Genomic DNA, 15,971 nt, shown 5'->3' on the forward strand with positions numbered 1-15,971 from the left:
GCTCAAGGTGATCCCGCAATGCTCGTTCGTCCGCGCCTATATCGCGCGGCACCCCGAATATCGCGATCTGCTGGCATGAGAGTGCCTAAACCACTCCGTTCGCCCTGAGCTTGTCGAAGGGCTGTACTTCTTCTCCCGCGGAAGAAAAGTGCAGGGCTTCGACAGGCTCAGCCCGAACGGGGATAGGTGCGTCGCTTTGACGAGAGCGGGCAGTTACTCCGCCGCCAGCGCTTCCTCGCGTTCCTTGGCCTGGCGCGCCCACATCTCCGCATAGAGCCCGTTGCGCGCGAGCAGTTGCGCGTGGCTTCCCTGTTCGACGATCTGCCCCGCTTCGAGCACGACGATCTTGTCGGCGTGGACCACGGTGGAGAGGCGGTGCGCGATGATGATCGTCGTCCGCCCGCGCTCGATCGCCTCCAGCGTCGCCATGATCTCCGCCTCCGTGCGGCTGTCGAGCGCGCTGGTCGCTTCGTCGAGGATCAGGATCGGCGGGTTCTTGAGCAAGGTGCGCGCGATCGCGACGCGCTGCTTCTCGCCGCCCGACAGCTTGAGCCCGCGCTCGCCGACCCGCGTCGCATAGCGCTCGGGCTGATGCTCGATGAAGCCCGCGATCGCCGCCCCCCGCGCCGCCGCCTCGATCTCCGCCTCGGTGGCGCCCTCGCGGCCGTAGGCGATATTGTAGCCGATCGTGTCGTTGAACAGCACCGTATCCTGCGGGACGATGCCGATCGCGGCGCGCAGCGAGGCCTGTGTCACCTCGGCGATATCCTGCCCGTCGATCGTCAGCCGCCCGCCGGTGAGGTCGTAGAAACGATAGAGCAATCGCGCCAAGGTCGACTTGCCCGCGCCCGACGGCCCGACCACCGCCACGGTCGCGCCGGGCGGCACGTCGAGATCGATGCCCTTGAGGATATCGCGCCCGGGGTCGTAGCCGAAGCGGACGTTCTCGAAGCGCAGATGGCCGGCGGTGACGTGGAGCGGTTGCGCGCCGGGCGCATCGACCACCTCGGCGGCGGTGTCGACCAGATCGAACATCGCCCCCATGTCGATCACCCCCTGACGGATCGTGCGATAGACCATCCCGAGCAGATCGAGCGGACGGAACAATTGCGACAGCAAGGTCGAGACGAGCACGACATTGCCCGCGGTGAACTTGCCCTGGCCCCAGCCGATCACCACCCAGGCCATGCCCGCGGCCATCATCAGATTGGTGATCAGCGCCTGCCCGATATTGAGCCAGGCGAGGCTGTTCTCGGAGGTGACCGCGGCCTTGGCATAAGCGGTCATCGCGCCCTCGTAGCGACGCCCTTCGCGATCCTCGGCGCCGAAATATTTCACCGTCTCGAAGTTGAGCAAGGAATCGACCGCATGCGCCACCGCGCCGGTATCGAGATCGTTCATCCGCTCGCGTAGCGCCGCGCGCCAGTCGGTCACCACGCGGGTAAACCAGATATAGACCGCGACCATCACCAGCGTCGCGACAACCAGCGGCCAGCCGAATTTGGTCCAGAAGATGCCGATGACGAGCGTCAGTTCGAGCACCGTCGGGGCGATGTTGAACAGCATGAAATAGAGCATCGTATCGATGCTCTTGGTGCCGCGCTCGACCACCTTGGTGACCGCGCCGGTGCGGCGTTCGAGATGGAAGCGCAGCGACAATTGGTGGAGGTGGCGGAACACGCGCACCGCCAGCCGCCGCGTCGCCTCCTGCCCGACGCTTTCGAACACCGCGTTGCGGAGGTTGTCGAACAAGGTCGAGCCGAACCGCGCCGCGGCATAGCCGATCGCGAGCAGCACGATCAGCGTCACCGGGGAGCGCGACCCCGGCACCATCCCGTCGACCACGCCCTGCAACGCGAAGGGCGCGCCATAGACCTGCACCAGCTTCGAACAGACGACGAGCGCGAGCGCAGCCGCGACGCGCAGCCGCATCCCCGGCGAATCCGACGGCCAGAGATAGGGAAGGAAACGGCGCAGCGTCGGCCACATCGGGCGGTCGGCGGCCTTGGCGGAAGAGGGGGCGAGGGGCGGCATGGGCAACGCGCATGTCAGAACGCGGGGGGCCGGCGTCAATAGCTAGGCATTGCGCGAGACAATTGTGTCCCGCGAAGGCGGGAACCCAGACTGGGCTCCCGCCTTCGCGGGAGCACCAAAGTTGTTGCGTAACCACCCCGGTGAAGGCCGGGGTCCAGTTGCGAGCAGCTCGATAGTGGGTCCCGGCCTGCGCCGGGACGGTAAAAGGTTTACGCCGCCACCGCGGTCACGAAATAATCGAGCGTGGTCGATTCGCTCAGCGTAAACCCGCGCGTCGGGGAAAAGCTCAGCCCCTGCACATCGACCACCTTCATCCCCGCCGCCGCCAGCATCTCGCGCAGTTCATCGGGGGTGATGAACCGCGCCCAGTCGTGCGTCCCGCGCGGGATCTGCCCCGATCCCTCCGCCAGCGTGATCAGCGCGAGCCGCGAGAGCGCGGTGCGATTGGGGGTGGAAAGGATCAACAGACCGCCCGGCGCCACCGCCTGCGCCAGCCCGGCGACGAACGCCGCGGCATCGGCGACATGCTCGATCACCTCGAGACAGGTGACGAGATCGAACGTCTCGCCCGCCGCCGCCTCGACCCCGCCGACGCGATAGTCGATCGCGAGCGCACCGGCATGCGCGCGCGCCGCGGCGATATTCTCGGGCGCGGCGTCGATCGCGGTGACGGTGCCGCCGAGGCGCGCCAGCGGCTCGGCAAGCAGCCCCGCGCCGCACCCGACATCGAGCACGCGGCGCCCGGCGAGCGGGGTGAACGTCTCGCCGTCGCCGTCCCAATGCATGTCGATCCGCTCGCGGATATAGCCGAGTCGCGCCGGGTTGAGCCGGTGGAGCATCGCCGAGGAGCCGTGCGGATTCCACCAATCGCCGGCCATCGCGCCGAAATGCGCCGCCTCGTCCGCGCGCACCGATGAAGGTGCGCTTGGGGGGACCGTCGCTTTTGTTACGGTTGCGTCTGTCATGCGCCCTACCTATCAGGGCCGCCGTTTTCACCCAAGGGAGGTTGGACGGGAGCGATAATGGCGCGCATCGTGATGAAGTTCGGCGGCACGTCGATGGCCGGGATCGAGCGCATCCGGAGTGTCGCCGCGCGCGTCAAACGCGAGGTCGACGCCGGCAACCAGGTCGCGGTGGTGGTTTCCGCGATGGCGGGCGAGACCGACCGCCTCGTCGGCTTCTGCCGCGAAGCCTCCCCGCTCTACGATCCGCGCGAATATGACGTGGTGGTCTCCGCCGGCGAGCAGGTGACGAGCGGGCTGCTCGCGATCGCGCTCCAGGCGCTCGGGGTCAAAGCGCGCTCGTGGCTCGGCTGGCAATTGCCGATCAACACCTCCGACGCCTTTGCCAAGGCGCGGATCGGGACGATCGACACCGAGGCGCTCGACGCGAGCCTCGCCTCGGGCGAGGTGGCGGTGATCCCCGGTTTCCAGGGGGTCAACGAAGGCCGCGTGACGACGCTCGGCCGCGGCGGATCGGATACCTCGGCGGTCGCGGTGGCGGCGGCGATGAAGGCCGATCGCTGCGACATCTACACCGATGTCGACGGCGTCTATACCACCGATCCGCGCATCGTCCCGCGCGCGCGCAAGCTCGCCAAGGTGACGTATGAGGAGATGCTGGAGCTCGCCAGCGTCGGGGCCAAGGTGCTCCAGACGCGCTCGGTGGGGCTGGCGATGAAGGAAAAGGTCCGCGTCCAGGTGCTCTCGTCGTTCACCGGCGAAGACGCCCCGATGGCGGACACATTGCCCGGTACGATGATCGTGGGCGAAGAGGAGATCGACGACGTGGAACGCCAGCTCATCACCGGCATCGCGCACGACAAGAACGAGGCCAAGATCACGCTGACCAGCGTGCCCGACAAGCCCGGCGCGGTGGCGAGCGTCTTCGAGCCGCTGGCCGAGGCCAATATCAACGTCGATATGATCATCCAGAATATCGCGCACGGCTCGGGGTCGACCGACGTGACCTTCACGGTGCCCGCGGCGGATCTGGCGCGCTCGATCGAGACGCTCAACCAGGCGCGCGCGGTGATCGGCTTTGCCGAGCTGGTCCACGATACGCGGGTCGCCAAGGTCTCGGTGGTCGGGGTCGGGATGCGCAGCCACGCCGGCGTCGCCTCGACGATGTTCACCACGCTCGGCGCGCGCGGGATCAACATCCAGGCGATCACCACCAGCGAGATCAAGGTCTCGGTGCTGATCCACGAGGACGAGACCGAACTCGCGGTGCGTGTGCTCCACACCGCTTACGGGCTGGACGCCGAAGAAGCGGCATAAGGGGTGAGGGCTCACCCCTCCCCTTCAGGGGAGGCGCCGGGGGTGGGGCGGTGTCTCACCGAGATCATTCGCCCGTGATTCCTGACTTTTACTGTCGCTTCGCGGCCACGCCGCACACCACCGGGCCGTCGGCCACCGCCTTGACGGTGCATTTGGCGGTGCCGAGCACGGTCACCTTGCCGAGCCCGGTGGTCGACACCTGGGCGGTATAATGCGCCGTCGCGCGGGTCTCGCCGGTGCCTTCGACGCTGACGGTGAGGTCGTTGACGGCAAGATCGGCGGCGTCGATCGTGCCGGGGCCGTTGGTCGTCAGCCGCGCGCGCGCCGCCTTGCCGGCGAGACGCAGCTTGCCGGTGCCGATCAGCATCGCGTTGAGCTGATCGGCCGCGGCGCCGTCGACGGTCAGCGCGCCCGCGCCCGTCACGCCCAGATCGATGCGCTGGGCGGCAATCTTGCTTGCGGTGACCGTTGCCCCCGCGGTGAGCAGGATCGAGGTGATGCGCGGGCTCGACAAGGTGACGACCACCGGGCTGGTGCCGCCCGCGCGCTTGGGGGTCTCGCCCCAGCCGCCGGGGCCGAGCCGCACCGCCAGCGTATTGCCGTTCACCGCGAGGTCGAGCCGTGCCAGCATCGCCTCGCTTCCCCTGGCGCTGGCGTGCGGCGACGCGCCCGCGACGATATGCACCTCGAACGGCCCCTCGACCCGCACCCGCTCATAGCTGCCGACGCTATAGCTGCGCTCCGCGGCATCAGCAGGGGCGGCGAGCAAAGTGGAGGCGGCGGCGGCGAGCGCGAGGGAAAGTCTCATCGCGCGGCAGCGTCGCGCGAAGCGGCGCCGCGCGCAAGCCTTCACCCGCCGCAGCGCACCTCGCCCGATCCGACCTTATGGACGTCGCATTTCGCCTTGGCGCCAAGATCGACGTCGCCCGATCCCATGATCGAGACCTGCGCCGGCCCGTCGACCGTCGCCTTCACGCTGCCCGATCCGGCGATATCGACCGACGCCTCGCGCGCAGCGAGCTTCGCGGCGGTGATGTCGCCCGATCCGGCGATCGACGCCTTGAAGCGCGCGGCGTCGCCGCCGTCGACGGTGATGCTGCCCGATCCGGCGATCGAGAGCGCGCTGGTCTCGGCGGCGAGGCGGCCGATCTTCATATTGCCCGATCCGGCGAGCGAGCCGTGGAAATCGCTGCCGTCGACGCGATCGATCGTCAGGTCGCCCGATCCGGCGAGCGCGCCGGCGGTGATCCGCGGCATCGTCACGAACACCTTGACCTTGCCGCTGCTGCCCCAATGGAAGAAGCCCGTCTTGCGGCCGATGCGCAGCTTGCCGCCGTCGCGCGCGATCACCAGCCGGTCGAGCGTCGCGGAATCGCCCTCCGCGCGGACCGAGAAGGCCGAGCCGACGCGTACGTCGACATCATCCGGCCCGCGCAGGTCGACCGCGGTGAAGTCGGCCGCGGCATAAGTGCGCGCCGACCCCGATCCGCTCGCGGGGATTGCGTTGCGCGTGTCGATGCTGTCGCCGCTGTTGCACGCGGCGAGCGGCAGCAAGAGCGAAAGGGCGAGGATACGCATGAGGGGCTAGTCTCCTGTGTGTTACTTAGATAATACTCCTTTGGCCGCATGAGGCAAGCCGCGTTGGTTAACGCGCGGCGCTGCCCGCCCTCGTCCCGAGCCGGAAACGACGGCGGGGCAGGGAAAAGCTCAGCTCCCGCAGCGTGCCCGGCCGCTGCCGACGCGGTTGACCGCGCACCGCGCGCGCGGGCCGAGATCGGCGTCGCCGCTGCCCGCGATCGAGACGGTGGCATTGCCGTCGACCTGCGCGCGGACCCCGCCCGAGCCGGCGATCGCGACCGTCGCGGCGCGCGCGCGCAGCCGCTCGCCGGCGAAGCGCCCCGAGCCGCCGACATTGACCTTGAGATCGCCGGTGGTGCCTCCGGCGACGATCGACCCGCTGCCGCCGATTTCCCCGCTCAGCCGGTCGACCGCGACGCTATCGAGCGTGAGCGACCCCGACCCGCCGATCGCGGCGTCGAAGCGCCGGCCGTTGACGCGATCGACCCGGATCCCGCCGCTGCCGCCGATATTGGCGCCGTCGATCCGCGGCATCGTCACGACGAAGCGTACCCCGCGCGCGGCGTCTTCGTCGCGTACCCGCCCGCGATAGCGGCGTTCGATCTGCAGCGACGATCCGTTGCGGGTGACGCGGATGTCGTTGAACGCCCGCGCCGGGCCGGTTGCGCGCACCGAAAAGCCGGGGCCGACGCGGACGTCGACATTGGCCGGCAGCGCGAGGCTGACCGCGGTGAAGCCGTCGATCGGATAGACCAGCGCCCCGCCGGCATTGCGCGGCGCGACCCCCGGCCCGCGATCGTCGCCCCATTGCGCGGTGGCGGTGCCGGCGATGACGAGGGCAAGCGGCAGGGCGAGAAAATGGCGGCGCATCATGACTCTCCTAGGTGTGTTGACGCGCCAATACACTAAGGGATTACAGACGTAAACGGCGAAATGAGGCGCAAGAGATTGGCGCAAATGCGAACCGTTCGCCCTTCCCCCGGATCAAGTCCGGGGGACGGGCGTACTTCCTGGCCAGAAAGGGCGGGGCTTCGACAAGCTCGGCCCGAACGGGGAGAGGTGCGCCCGCGAAACGCGCGTGCTCCCACGAAAAAGGGGCCGCCCGTCGCCGGGCAGCCCCTCAATTCGCCGGATCGGTGGCGGCGATCAGGCCGGCACCTTGTCCTTGTTGTAGATCGCCGCAGCCTTGCGCAGGATCTCGAGGATCTTCTCCTGCGCGGCGCCTTCGTCGATCTGCTCCATCGCGGCCAGTTCGCGGGCGAGACGGCTGGTCGCGCCTTCGAAGATCTGGCGCTCGGAATAGCTCTGCTCGGGCTGGTCGTCGGCGCGGAACAGATCGCGGACCACCTCGGCGATCGACACGAGGTCGCCCGAGTTGATCTTCGCTTCATATTCCTGCGCCCGGCGCGACCACATGGTGCGCTTGATCTTGGGCTTGCCCTTCAGCGTCTCCATCGCCTCGCGCATCGTCTTGTCCGACGAGAGCTTGCGCATGCCGACCGACTCGGCCTTGTTGGTGGGGACGCGAAGCGTCATCTTCTCCTTCTCGAAGCGCAGCACGTAGAGCTCGAGCTGCATGCCGGCGATTTCCTGTTTCTGCAGTTCGATGACCCTGCCGACCCCGTGCTTGGGGTACACGACATAATCACCGACATCGAAATGCAGAGCCTTGGCAGCCATTTAGGGGCCTTTCGTCAGGACAGTCCCGCCACCAGCGCGGTGTAAGCCACGTAGCGTTTCGGACGGGAGGGTAAGGGTTGGACATCTCCACGGCCGCGGGTTCGAACTGGCCGTCTTGGGCCTATATAGCACGCCTGTAACAAAATTGCCAGCATCACAACGTCAGTGATGCTGGCCTGCTTTGCCCGGTGGTGTCATGACGGCGTGTGGCCGTGGAACGGCACCGGCCCGCTCCCCCGCCTCGCCTCCCCGATCATCATGTCGATGGGAGGCGGGGTGGGGGCGCGGGCCGGTGCCGCCCAAACAGATAATCTCAGTCGCCGGCGCCGGGCTCGGCCGAGAAATATTTGTCGTACTTGCCCGTCTCGCCCTTGTGCTCGTCGGCATCGGCCGGGGTCTGGTCGCCCTTGCGGGTGACGTTGGGCCATTGCGCCGAGAAGGTCGTGTTGAGCTCGAGCCACTTTTCGAGCCCGCTCTCGGTATCGGGCAGGATCGCCTCGGCCGGGCATTCGGGCTCGCACACCCCGCAGTCGATGCACTCGCTGGGGTTGATGACGAGCATGTTCTCGCCCTCGTAGAAACAGTCGACCGGACACACCTCGACGCAATCCATGTACTTGCAGCGGATGCAGGCGTCGGTGACGACATAGGTCATTGCCGGATAACTCCCCTCGGACGGACTAACGCGCTGCTATGCCGCGCGATCCGCATCGTCAATCGTTCCCGGCTTGCTGCGAGTTGTTATCAGTAATCAGTTCCTCGTAGCAGGCGCGCCCCTCGGCCGGGGGGCCGCGCCGCGCGGGCAGTTTCTCGACGCGCAGCGCGCGGACGCGGCCGTGGTGCGCGAAGGTCAGGATATTGCCGACGCGCACCGCCGCCGCGGCGCGGTCGACCGCGCGGCCGTCGATCCGCAAATGCCCGTCGCCGGCCAGTTCCTGCGCCAGCACCCGCGTCTTGACGATCCGCGCGAACCACAGGAAGCGATCGAGCCGCATCGTGGCGCGCGCGGGGGCGTCAGCCACGGCGCAACCCGGCGAAGGCGGCGGCGAAGGCATTGTCGCGCGGCGGCGGGGGCGCCTCAGCGCGCGGGCGGCCGTGCCAGCGCCACGCCGGCGGGCCTTCCACCCCGCGCACCGGACGGAAGCCGAGTTCGGCCATCAGCCGCGCGATCGTCGCGGGGAGCAGCCCCATCGAGGTGGCGAGCGCGGGATCGGGGGCGAAGGGCTTGCGCCCCTCGCGCGCCTCATGCGCGGCGCGCGCGACGCGCTCGACCAGATCGACCCGCACCGCCTGCATCGCCAGCGCGCGATAGCCCATCACCGCGGTCGCGCCCGGCGTGTCGCGCGGCACCGCGGTCGCGCCCGGCGGCGGGGGGAGCGGCGGCTCACCGCGCGCGCCGAGCAAGGCGATGCGCCACGGCTGCGCGCGCGGCTTGAGCAATCGCGCGTCGAACAGATCGAGCGCGCCGATCGTCACCCCCGCCTTGCGCAGCCGCTGGCGATCGGCGGGGGCCAGCGCCTCGACGCTGTCGCGCAGCGGCAGCCGCGCGGCGAACCCCCCGCCGGCTTCCAACGCACCGGCGATGCTGCGCAACGCCGGCCCCGCCGCCTCGTCGCGTGCCAGCGCCGCAAGCCGCGCGAGCGAGGGCAGGGCATGCGCGATCGCCTCGTCGATCCAGCGCCGGATGCGCGCGAGGATCGCATTGCGCTGCGGCGGATCGAGGCAATCGAGCGCATCGTCGAGCATCGCGTCGGGCCGGGCGAGCGAGCGCCCTGGCTTGAGCCGCGCGACGACATGCCCCTGCCAGCGGATCGCGCCGTCGTGCATCGACAGATCGCCGTCCGCCGCGGCGACCAGCGCCGTCGCGCGCCGCGCGCGTTCGGTCGCCAGCCGCTTCTCGGCGGTGGCGAGCAGCAGGCGCTTGTCCGCCGCGCGCGCCTCGGGCGCGACGACGAAGCGAAAACCCTCGAGCCGGCCGATCGAATGGCCGTCGATCGTCACTTCGCCCGACGGATCGATCGTCGCGGGGAGGGCGGCGGCGCCGCCGATCTTGCGGACGAGCGCGCTGGTGCGCTTGTCGACGAAGCGCTGGGTCAGCCCGGCGTGGAGCGCGTCGGACAGCCGCTCCTCGACTTCCTGCGTGCGCGCCGCCCAATGCGCCGGATTGGCCAGCCAGTCGGGCCGCTGCGCGATATAGGCCCAGGTGCGGATCGCGGCGAGCCGCCCGGCGAGCGTCTCGACATCGCCATCGGCGCGATCGAGCCGCGCGACCTCGTCGGCGAACCATTGGTGCGGGATGTGGCCGGCGGCGAGATAGCCGAAGACGCGCGCGACGAAGCGCGCGTGGAGATCGGCGCCGAGCTTCTGGAAATCGGGGATGCCGCAGGCCGCCCACAGCCGCGCGACCTGCCCCTTCGCGCGCGCGGCGATCGCGGGATCGTCGGCGAGCCGGCGCAGCACCGCGAGATCGATTGCCTCGGGCGCGGCGCGCAGCATTTCGTCGTCGGGCGGGGCGGAGAGCGAGGCGATCAGCGCGGGGAGCGTCGACATGTCGGGGCGCCCGTCGCGCCAATAGAGCCAGTCGAGCACGGGGAAGCGATGCTCCTCGATCGCCAGCACTTCCTCGGGAAGAAAGGCGTCGGGGCCTTCCTCGACCAGCGCGCCGAAGGTGCCGTCGCGCTGGTGGCGCCCGGCGCGGCCGGCGATCTGCGCCATCTCGGCGATCGTCAGCCGGCGCCGCCGCCGCCCGTCGAACTTGTGCAGCCCGGCGAAGGCGACATGCGCCACGTCCATGTTGAGCCCCATGCCGATCGCATCGGTCGCGACGAGATAATCGACCTCGCCCGCCTGGAACATCGCGACCTGCGCGTTGCGGGTGCGCGGCGAAAGCGATCCCATCACCACCGCCGCGCCGCCGCGCAGCCGGCGCAGCATTTCCGCCACCGCGTAAACCTCCTCGGCGGAGAAGGCGACGATCGCCGAGCGGCGCGGCAGCCGGCTGATCTTCTTCGCGCCGGCATAGCTCAGCGTCGAGAAACGTGGGCGCTCGACGATCTCGGCGTGCGGCACGAGGTGGCGGATCACCGGGCGCAGGCTGTCCGCGCCGAGGATCATCGTCTCGTCACGGCCGCGCGCGTGGAGCAGCCGGTCGGTAAAGACATGGCCGCGCTCCATATCCGCGCCGAGCTGCGCCTCATCGAGCGCGACGAAGGCGACCTCGCGATCGGTCGGCATGCTTTCGGCGGTGCACAGGAACCAGCGCGCATCCCTGGGCACGATGCGTTCCTCGCCGGTGATCAGCGCGACGCGGTCGGCGCCCTTCATCGCGACGACGCGGTCATAGACCTCGCGCGCCAGCAACCGCAGCGGAAAGCCGATCATCCCGCTGGAATGCGCGGCCATCCGCTCGACAGCGAGATGGGTCTTGCCGGTGTTGGTCGGGCCGAGCACCGCGGTGACGCGGGCGGGGTCGGTTACGCGCATGACGGACCCTACATCGGCGCAGGCGCCGGCAGATGCAACCGCCCGCCGCTTCATCGACATCAGTGCGGAATTTTATGACCATTCCGGCGCAGGCCAGGGTGGACGGAAAATGCGGTTGCGGGCGTGCGTGCCGCTTCACCGCGATGCCCGAACGCCCCGCCGCAACACAAGCTGCGGTTTCCGCCGGTTAATTTGACTTTAGCATCCGTCGGTCACAACGATTCGTAGCTGTGCCGGGGGGTCGGCGACGCGATTGGACCGACGACTCGGTTTCTTGACGGTTTTTTGGGGGGGCGTCCTCGCCATGTTTCTGCGTGAAGCACCTGGGCTCGAGCTGGCCGGCGCCGCCGGTGCCGGCTCGGCCGGGAGTCTCGGCGCGGGCGCCGCGATCCCCGCCGCGGTAGCGCCGCGCGGCCGGCGGATCGATCTGTCGCATATCGATTGGGTGCCCGATCTGGGGGCGGAGATCGGTTCGCTCACCTGGTGGCGCGGTCTGGCGACCTGCACCCTGCTGTGCGCCGCCGCGGTGCTTTCCGGCCCGCGCTTCGCCCCGATCCCCGGCTATGTCGCGCCCCCGCTGCGCGGGGCGGCGTGGGATGAGGCGCGTCCGCTGGCGATCGCCCCGCTCGGGCTCGGCGGCACCACGGGCAAGCGGCTGGCGGCCAACGATATGGTCCGCCCGCTCGCCGAGACCCCCGAACGCCCGATCATCGAGCTGACCGCGACGCTGGGCGACGGCGATCGGCTGGGATCGGCGCTGCAACGCGCCGGGGTCGGCCGCGACGATGCCGCCAAGGCCGCTTCGCTCGTCTCGCAGGCGGTGGCGCTGGGCGATATCCCGTCGGGTACGATGCTCGATCTGACGCTCGGCCGCCGCGCCGACAAGCGCGTCGCGCGCCCGCTCGAGCGGCTCGCCTTCCGCGCCAAATTCGATCTCAACCTCGCGGTCAACCGCGCCGGCGACACGCTGACGCTCGAACGCCACCCGATCGCGATCGATCACACCCCGTTGCGCATCACCGGCCGCGTCGGATCGAGCCTCTATCGCTCGGCGCGCGCCGCGGGGGCGCCGGCGCGGCTGGTCGAGGCCTATATCAAGGCGCTCGCCTCGCGCATGTCGATCGGCCGCGACGTGCGCGCCGACGACCGGTTCGACATCATCGCCGATCAGGCGCGCGCCGCGACCGGCGAGGTGCAGGTCGGCCAGCTCCAGCTCGCCGGGCTCGATCAGGGCCGCCGCCGCGTCGAGCTGGTGCGCTGGGGCGAGGGCGGGCAATGGTGGGACGCCAGGGAGGCCGAAAGCCGGCGGCGCGGCACGATGGGGATGCCGGTGGCGGGGCATGTCACCTCGACCTTCGGGATGCGCATGCACCCGCTGCTCGGCTTCCGGCGGATGCACGCCGGGATGGATATCGGCGCGCGCTACGGCTCGCCGATCTATGCCGCGAGCGACGGGGTGGTGGCGCAGGCCGGGCGCGCGGGCGGTTACGGCAATTTCGTCAAACTCTCGCACCCCGGCGGGATCGCCACCGGCTATGGCCATATGAGCCGCATCGCGGTGCGCCGCGGCCAGCGCGTCACGCGCGGCGAGGTGATCGGTTATGTCGGGTCGACCGGGCTGTCGACCGGCCCGCACCTCCATTGGGAAGTGTGGAAGAACGGCGTGTCGGTCAATCCGCGTTCGGTCTCGCTATCGAGCGTCGCGGTGCTTTCGGGTAAGGCGCTGCGCGAATTCAAGGCCAAGGTGGCGAACCTGCTGGCCACGCCGAAGAAGTAGATCTCGCTCCCCTCCCCTTCAGGGGAGGGGCTTTCGGCTTATTTCCCCTGCATCCGCCATTTCTGGACGGTGCGCTCGATAATCTCCTCCTCCTGGCCGACATCGGACCACAATTCGGAGAAGAGCGGATCGCCGGAGGCCGGGCGGTGCTCCTCCTCCAGCGTATCGAACGCGACGCGGATCGGGATCCCGACGCCCTCGCCGCAGATGATGCACTCGCGGTTGCTGAGCGCGGGGATCGAATCGAGGAAGCCGCGCGCGCCCTCGGGCATCGCGGCGCGGACGAACGCCTGGTCGCGATCGTTGTTGAGCCGCATCGAGATGATCGTGCCGCATTGCGACAGCACGCCCTCGGCGAGGTCCGACGGGCGCTGGGTGATCAGCCCAAGCGCGACGCCGTACTTGCGCCCTTCCTTGGCGATCCGCCCGAGAATGCGCGAGACCGAGGTGGCATCGTCGCGATCCGACGGGATATAGCGATGCGCTTCCTCGCAGACGAGAAGCACCGGGCGCTTGGGCTCGTTGCGCGACCAGATCGCGAAATCGAACACCATCCGGCTCAGCACCGCGACGACGACCGAGGTGATGTCGCTCGGCACCCCCGAAACGTCGATGATCGAGATCGGCTTGCCGTCGCCGGGCAGGCGGAACACGCGCGAGATGAAATTCGCCATCGTGTCGCCGACCAGCATCCCGGAGAACATGAAGCCGTAACGCGGATCGGCCTTGATCTCCTCGATCTTGGATTTGATGCGCAGATAGGGCGCGCTGTTGCTCGCTTTGTCCATCTTGCCCATCTCGACCTGCAATTGCGCGGTGAGGTCGCTCAGCAGATAGGGCACCGGGGCATCGACCGTCAGCTTGGGGATATTCTGCCCGACGCGGCTCTTGCCGCGCGCGGCGAGCAGGCATTTGGCGAGGATGTCCGCATCCATCTGACGGTCGGCGCCCTCGGAGGTGAGAAACACCTCGCAATGTTCCTCGAAATTCATCAGCCAATAGGGCATCTGCAGGTTCGACACGTCGTAGAGCGCGCCATTGTCGCGGAACGCGGCGGCATATTCGCCGTGCGGGTCGATCATCACGACATGGCCGTGCGGCGCATAGGCGCAGATGCGATGGAGGATCAGCGCGGCGGCGGTCGATTTGCCGGTGCCGGTGGAGCCGAGCAGCGCGAAATGCTTGCCGAGCATCGCGTCGATATAGAGCGCGCCGCGCACGTCGTTGGTGGGATAGATCGCGCCGACCTCGATATGCGCGCGATCGTCGGCCGAATAGACCTGCCGGAGATCGCTGCGCGACACCGGATAGACCTCCGCCCCCGGCACCGGGTAACGCGTCACGCCGCGGCGGAAGCGATAGAGCTTGCCGGTCAGCTTCTCCTCGTCGCCTTCGCCGAGAAAGTCGATCTGCGCCTCGACCTGCCCGCTGGCGAGATCCTGCAGCCGCAGCGCGCGGACGCTCGCCACCAGCCAGCGCGATTCGACCTGGACCTTGATCTGGCCGCCGACCTGGCCGCTCGCCGCGGCGACCGGATCGTCGTTGCCGGCGAGCGCGGCCAGCGTCGCCATGTCGAACATCACCCGCCCCGAGGCGCCGGCGATCTCGGTGACGATCCCGATCGGATCGGTATGGCGCTCCAGGTCATAGGCTGCGGCGGGCGTCGTCCCCGTGAAGCTGTCGGGGGCAGGCATTTCGGTCATCTGGTCGGTCCACCCTTTTGGATTTGGGCGGATCATGCGCGGGATGCGGTAAATTTAGCGTAAGGGTTTGTCGGCGAAGCTATCAGATCCGCCGTGCGATCTGCCCCGCGCCCCAGCCGAGCAATACCGAGAGCGCAACCGCGGTGAGCCCGTAGAGGAACGACGAGCGCTGCGCGGCGCGCGCGACGAAGCGCTCGAACCCGGATTTGCGCACATCGATATCGCGCACCGCGGCGCCGAGCACCTTGCCGTCGCGGATTAGGAAGGTCTCCGCGGTGAAGCGCCCGACCGGCACGCGCGCCGGGATGTTGACGCGTGCGCGATAGAGCACGCCGTCGGTGATCTCCACCGCGTGCGGCGCCTCGTAATAGAGCCCGCTGCGCGCGCGCAGGTCGACCAGCCCGCGGGTGAAGCGGTCCTGCACATTGGCCGGGGCGGAGGAGGCGGGGGAAAGCTGGAGGCTGTCGAGCCCCAGCTCGTAGATCGCGCGGGTGCGATCGTCGACCAGCTGGCGGATCGGGCGCGACGAGGCGATCGCGTAGAAGCTCGGCGCGGAGCGATAGCCGAGCCGCTCGGCATTGACCCAGATCCCGGCGATCTTCTCCTTCTCGCGGATCGTGATCGACTGGACCGGCCCCTTGACCACCACCACGACGTCGATCGGGTGGCGCGCATCGGCGCGCGGCTCGCCCGGCGGGAGCAGGATTGCGCCGAACAGCAACAGCTCGGCGCCGGTGAAGCTATAGGCGATCTCGATTTCGCGCTGCGACACGTCGGGCACCAGCACCGGCTTGCTGCCGGGATTGCTCGCGGCGATCGCCAACGGTGCCGCAAAGGCAACGGCAATGCGCCAGCGCTTCGTTGCGGTACCGGCCCGCTCCCCCACTCGGCCTCCCATCAGGATATGCTCATGGGAGATCGGGTGGGGGAGCGGGCCGGTACCGCCTTGTCGAAACGGACTCTCATGAAAGCTCAACGGTGTAGATTTCGTCGGGGCGCCAGCCGAGACCGAGACCGATCCTTATCGCGACGAGCAGCACCATGATCGCCAGCGCGAGGCGGAGATATTCGGGCCTCGCCTTGGCCGCGAAGCGCGCGCCGATCTGCGCCCCGGCGACCGAGCCGAGCAGCAGCAGCCCGGCGAGCACGATATCCACCGCCTTGGTGGTGGTGGCGTGGACCATCGTCGCGGCCGCGGTGACGAACAGGATCTGGAACAGGGAAGTGCCGACCACCACCTGCGTCGCCATGCCGAGGAGGTAGATCATCGCCGGCACCAGCACGAACCCGCCGCCGATCCCGAGCAGGATCGTCAGCACCCCGGTCGCGACCCCGAGCAGCAGCGGCGCGAGCGGCGAGATATAGAGGCCCGAGCGATAGAAACGCATGCGGAACGGCAGGCTGGCGACGAGCGGATGATGCCGCCGACGGCGCGGC

The 15,971-nt window shown here is 69.1% G+C and carries 14 protein-coding genes; 2 read left to right on the forward strand and 12 right to left on the reverse strand.

The annotated features are described in order from the left end of the window. Positions 1–213 precede the first annotated feature (213 nt). Complete coding sequence (locus BGN95_RS19575) at positions 214–2,034, reverse strand: ABCB family ABC transporter ATP-binding protein/permease (protein WP_265268760.1); 1,821 nt, start codon at positions 2,032–2,034, stop codon at positions 214–216. A 209-nt stretch (positions 2,035–2,243) separates the two neighbouring features. Continuing rightward, a complete protein-coding gene (ubiG, locus tag BGN95_RS19580; protein ID WP_432423377.1) occupies positions 2,244–2,999 on the reverse strand; it encodes a bifunctional 2-polyprenyl-6-hydroxyphenol methylase/3-demethylubiquinol 3-O-methyltransferase UbiG in 756 nt (251 codons plus the stop codon). A 57-nt stretch (positions 3,000–3,056) separates the two neighbouring features. On the opposite strand from ubiG, the gene BGN95_RS19585 reads away from it, so the two are divergent. Continuing rightward, on the forward strand, positions 3,057–4,313 hold the full coding sequence (locus BGN95_RS19585; protein WP_286773749.1) for an aspartate kinase: 1,257 nt from the start codon (positions 3,057–3,059) through the stop codon (positions 4,311–4,313). An 88-nt stretch (positions 4,314–4,401) separates the two neighbouring features. Here BGN95_RS19585 and BGN95_RS19590 read toward each other — a convergent pair whose 3' ends face one another. The 7 genes from BGN95_RS19590 to BGN95_RS19620 form a co-directional block, all read right to left on the reverse strand. Further along, positions 4,402–5,121: a GIN domain-containing protein gene (locus tag BGN95_RS19590; protein WP_286773750.1), complete on the reverse strand. Its 720-nt coding sequence runs from the start codon at positions 5,119–5,121 to the stop codon at positions 4,402–4,404. Between the two features lie 41 nt (positions 5,122–5,162). Then, positions 5,163–5,891: a head GIN domain-containing protein gene (locus tag BGN95_RS19595; protein WP_179513080.1), complete on the reverse strand. Its 729-nt coding sequence runs from the start codon at positions 5,889–5,891 to the stop codon at positions 5,163–5,165. 129 nt (positions 5,892–6,020) lie between these two features. Continuing rightward, positions 6,021–6,761 (reverse strand): head GIN domain-containing protein, encoded by a 741-nt coding sequence (locus BGN95_RS19600; RefSeq protein ID WP_265313562.1) that lies wholly within the window; start codon positions 6,759–6,761, stop codon positions 6,021–6,023. A 276-nt stretch (positions 6,762–7,037) separates the two neighbouring features. Beyond that, a complete protein-coding gene (locus BGN95_RS19605) occupies positions 7,038–7,571 on the reverse strand; it encodes a CarD family transcriptional regulator (RefSeq protein ID WP_179513082.1) in 534 nt (177 codons plus the stop codon). Between the two features lie 313 nt (positions 7,572–7,884). After that, positions 7,885–8,226 carry a ferredoxin FdxA gene (gene fdxA / locus BGN95_RS19610; protein ID WP_179513083.1) on the reverse strand — a complete coding sequence of 114 codons (342 nt, stop codon included), beginning with the start codon at positions 8,224–8,226 and terminating at the stop codon, positions 7,885–7,887. A gap of 58 nt (positions 8,227–8,284) precedes the next feature. Next, positions 8,285–8,566, reverse strand: coding sequence for a S4 domain-containing protein (locus tag BGN95_RS19615; RefSeq protein WP_179513798.1), 282 nt, complete (start codon positions 8,564–8,566; stop codon positions 8,285–8,287). Positions 8,567–8,585: 19 nt separating this feature from the next. After that, positions 8,586–11,054, reverse strand: coding sequence for a helicase-related protein (locus BGN95_RS19620; protein ID WP_286773751.1), 2,469 nt, complete (start codon positions 11,052–11,054; stop codon positions 8,586–8,588). 304 nt (positions 11,055–11,358) lie between these two features. Between BGN95_RS19620 and BGN95_RS19625 the strand changes: the two genes are divergently transcribed. Then, the gene (locus BGN95_RS19625; protein ID WP_286773752.1) at positions 11,359–12,831 is read left to right on the forward strand and encodes a M23 family metallopeptidase; all 1,473 of its coding nucleotides are present in this window, start codon (positions 11,359–11,361) and stop codon (positions 12,829–12,831) included. A gap of 38 nt (positions 12,832–12,869) precedes the next feature. Here the strand turns inward: BGN95_RS19625 and BGN95_RS19630 are convergent, their stop codons facing one another. The 3 genes from BGN95_RS19630 to BGN95_RS19640 all read right to left on the reverse strand — a co-directional run. Next, positions 12,870–14,534, reverse strand: a complete 1,665-nt coding sequence (locus BGN95_RS19630; RefSeq protein WP_179513086.1) for an ATP-binding protein — start codon at positions 14,532–14,534, stop codon at positions 12,870–12,872. An 82-nt stretch (positions 14,535–14,616) separates the two neighbouring features. Next, positions 14,617–15,432: a TIGR02186 family protein gene (locus BGN95_RS19635; RefSeq protein WP_265268756.1), complete on the reverse strand. Its 816-nt coding sequence runs from the start codon at positions 15,430–15,432 to the stop codon at positions 14,617–14,619. A gap of 64 nt (positions 15,433–15,496) precedes the next feature. Beyond that, a partial coding sequence (locus tag BGN95_RS19640) for a sulfite exporter TauE/SafE family protein (RefSeq protein ID WP_286773753.1) occupies positions 15,497–15,971 on the reverse strand: 475 nt, incomplete at its 5' end.

This window comes from Sphingomonas sp. 66-10, from assembly GCF_001897045.1.
Classification (GTDB): domain Bacteria; phylum Pseudomonadota; class Alphaproteobacteria; order Sphingomonadales; family Sphingomonadaceae; genus Sphingomonas; species Sphingomonas lycopersici.

Bases quoted from the DNA above. Each gene is read 5' to 3' on its own strand.
- BGN95_RS19590 (WP_286773750.1), bottom strand. From the start codon at position 5,121: ATGAGACTTTCCCTCGCGCTCGCCGCCGCCGCCTCCACTTTGCTCGCC.
- fdxA (WP_179513083.1), bottom strand. From the start codon at position 8,226: ATGACCTATGTCGTCACCGACGCCTGCATCCGCTGCAAGTACATGGAT.
- BGN95_RS19615 (WP_179513798.1), bottom strand. From the start codon at position 8,566: ATGCGGCTCGATCGCTTCCTGTGGTTCGCGCGGATCGTCAAGACGCGG.
- BGN95_RS19600 (WP_265313562.1), bottom strand. From the start codon at position 6,761: ATGCGCCGCCATTTTCTCGCCCTGCCGCTTGCCCTCGTCATCGCCGGC.
- BGN95_RS19620 (WP_286773751.1), bottom strand. From the start codon at position 11,054: ATGCGCGTAACCGACCCCGCCCGCGTCACCGCGGTGCTCGGCCCGACC.
- BGN95_RS19595 (WP_179513080.1), bottom strand. From the start codon at position 5,891: ATGCGTATCCTCGCCCTTTCGCTCTTGCTGCCGCTCGCCGCGTGCAAC.
- BGN95_RS19630 (WP_179513086.1), bottom strand. From the start codon at position 14,534: ATGACCGAAATGCCTGCCCCCGACAGCTTCACGGGGACGACGCCCGCC.
- BGN95_RS19575 (WP_265268760.1), bottom strand. From the start codon at position 2,034: ATGCCGCCCCTCGCCCCCTCTTCCGCCAAGGCCGCCGACCGCCCGATG.
- BGN95_RS19605 (WP_179513082.1), bottom strand. From the start codon at position 7,571: ATGGCTGCCAAGGCTCTGCATTTCGATGTCGGTGATTATGTCGTGTAC.
- BGN95_RS19625 (WP_286773752.1), top strand. From the start codon at position 11,359: ATGTTTCTGCGTGAAGCACCTGGGCTCGAGCTGGCCGGCGCCGCCGGT.
- ubiG (WP_432423377.1), bottom strand. From the start codon at position 2,999: ATGACAGACGCAACCGTAACAAAAGCGACGGTCCCCCCAAGCGCACCT.
- BGN95_RS19635 (WP_265268756.1), bottom strand. From the start codon at position 15,432: ATGGGAGGCCGAGTGGGGGAGCGGGCCGGTACCGCAACGAAGCGCTGG.
- BGN95_RS19585 (WP_286773749.1), top strand. From the start codon at position 3,057: ATGGCGCGCATCGTGATGAAGTTCGGCGGCACGTCGATGGCCGGGATC.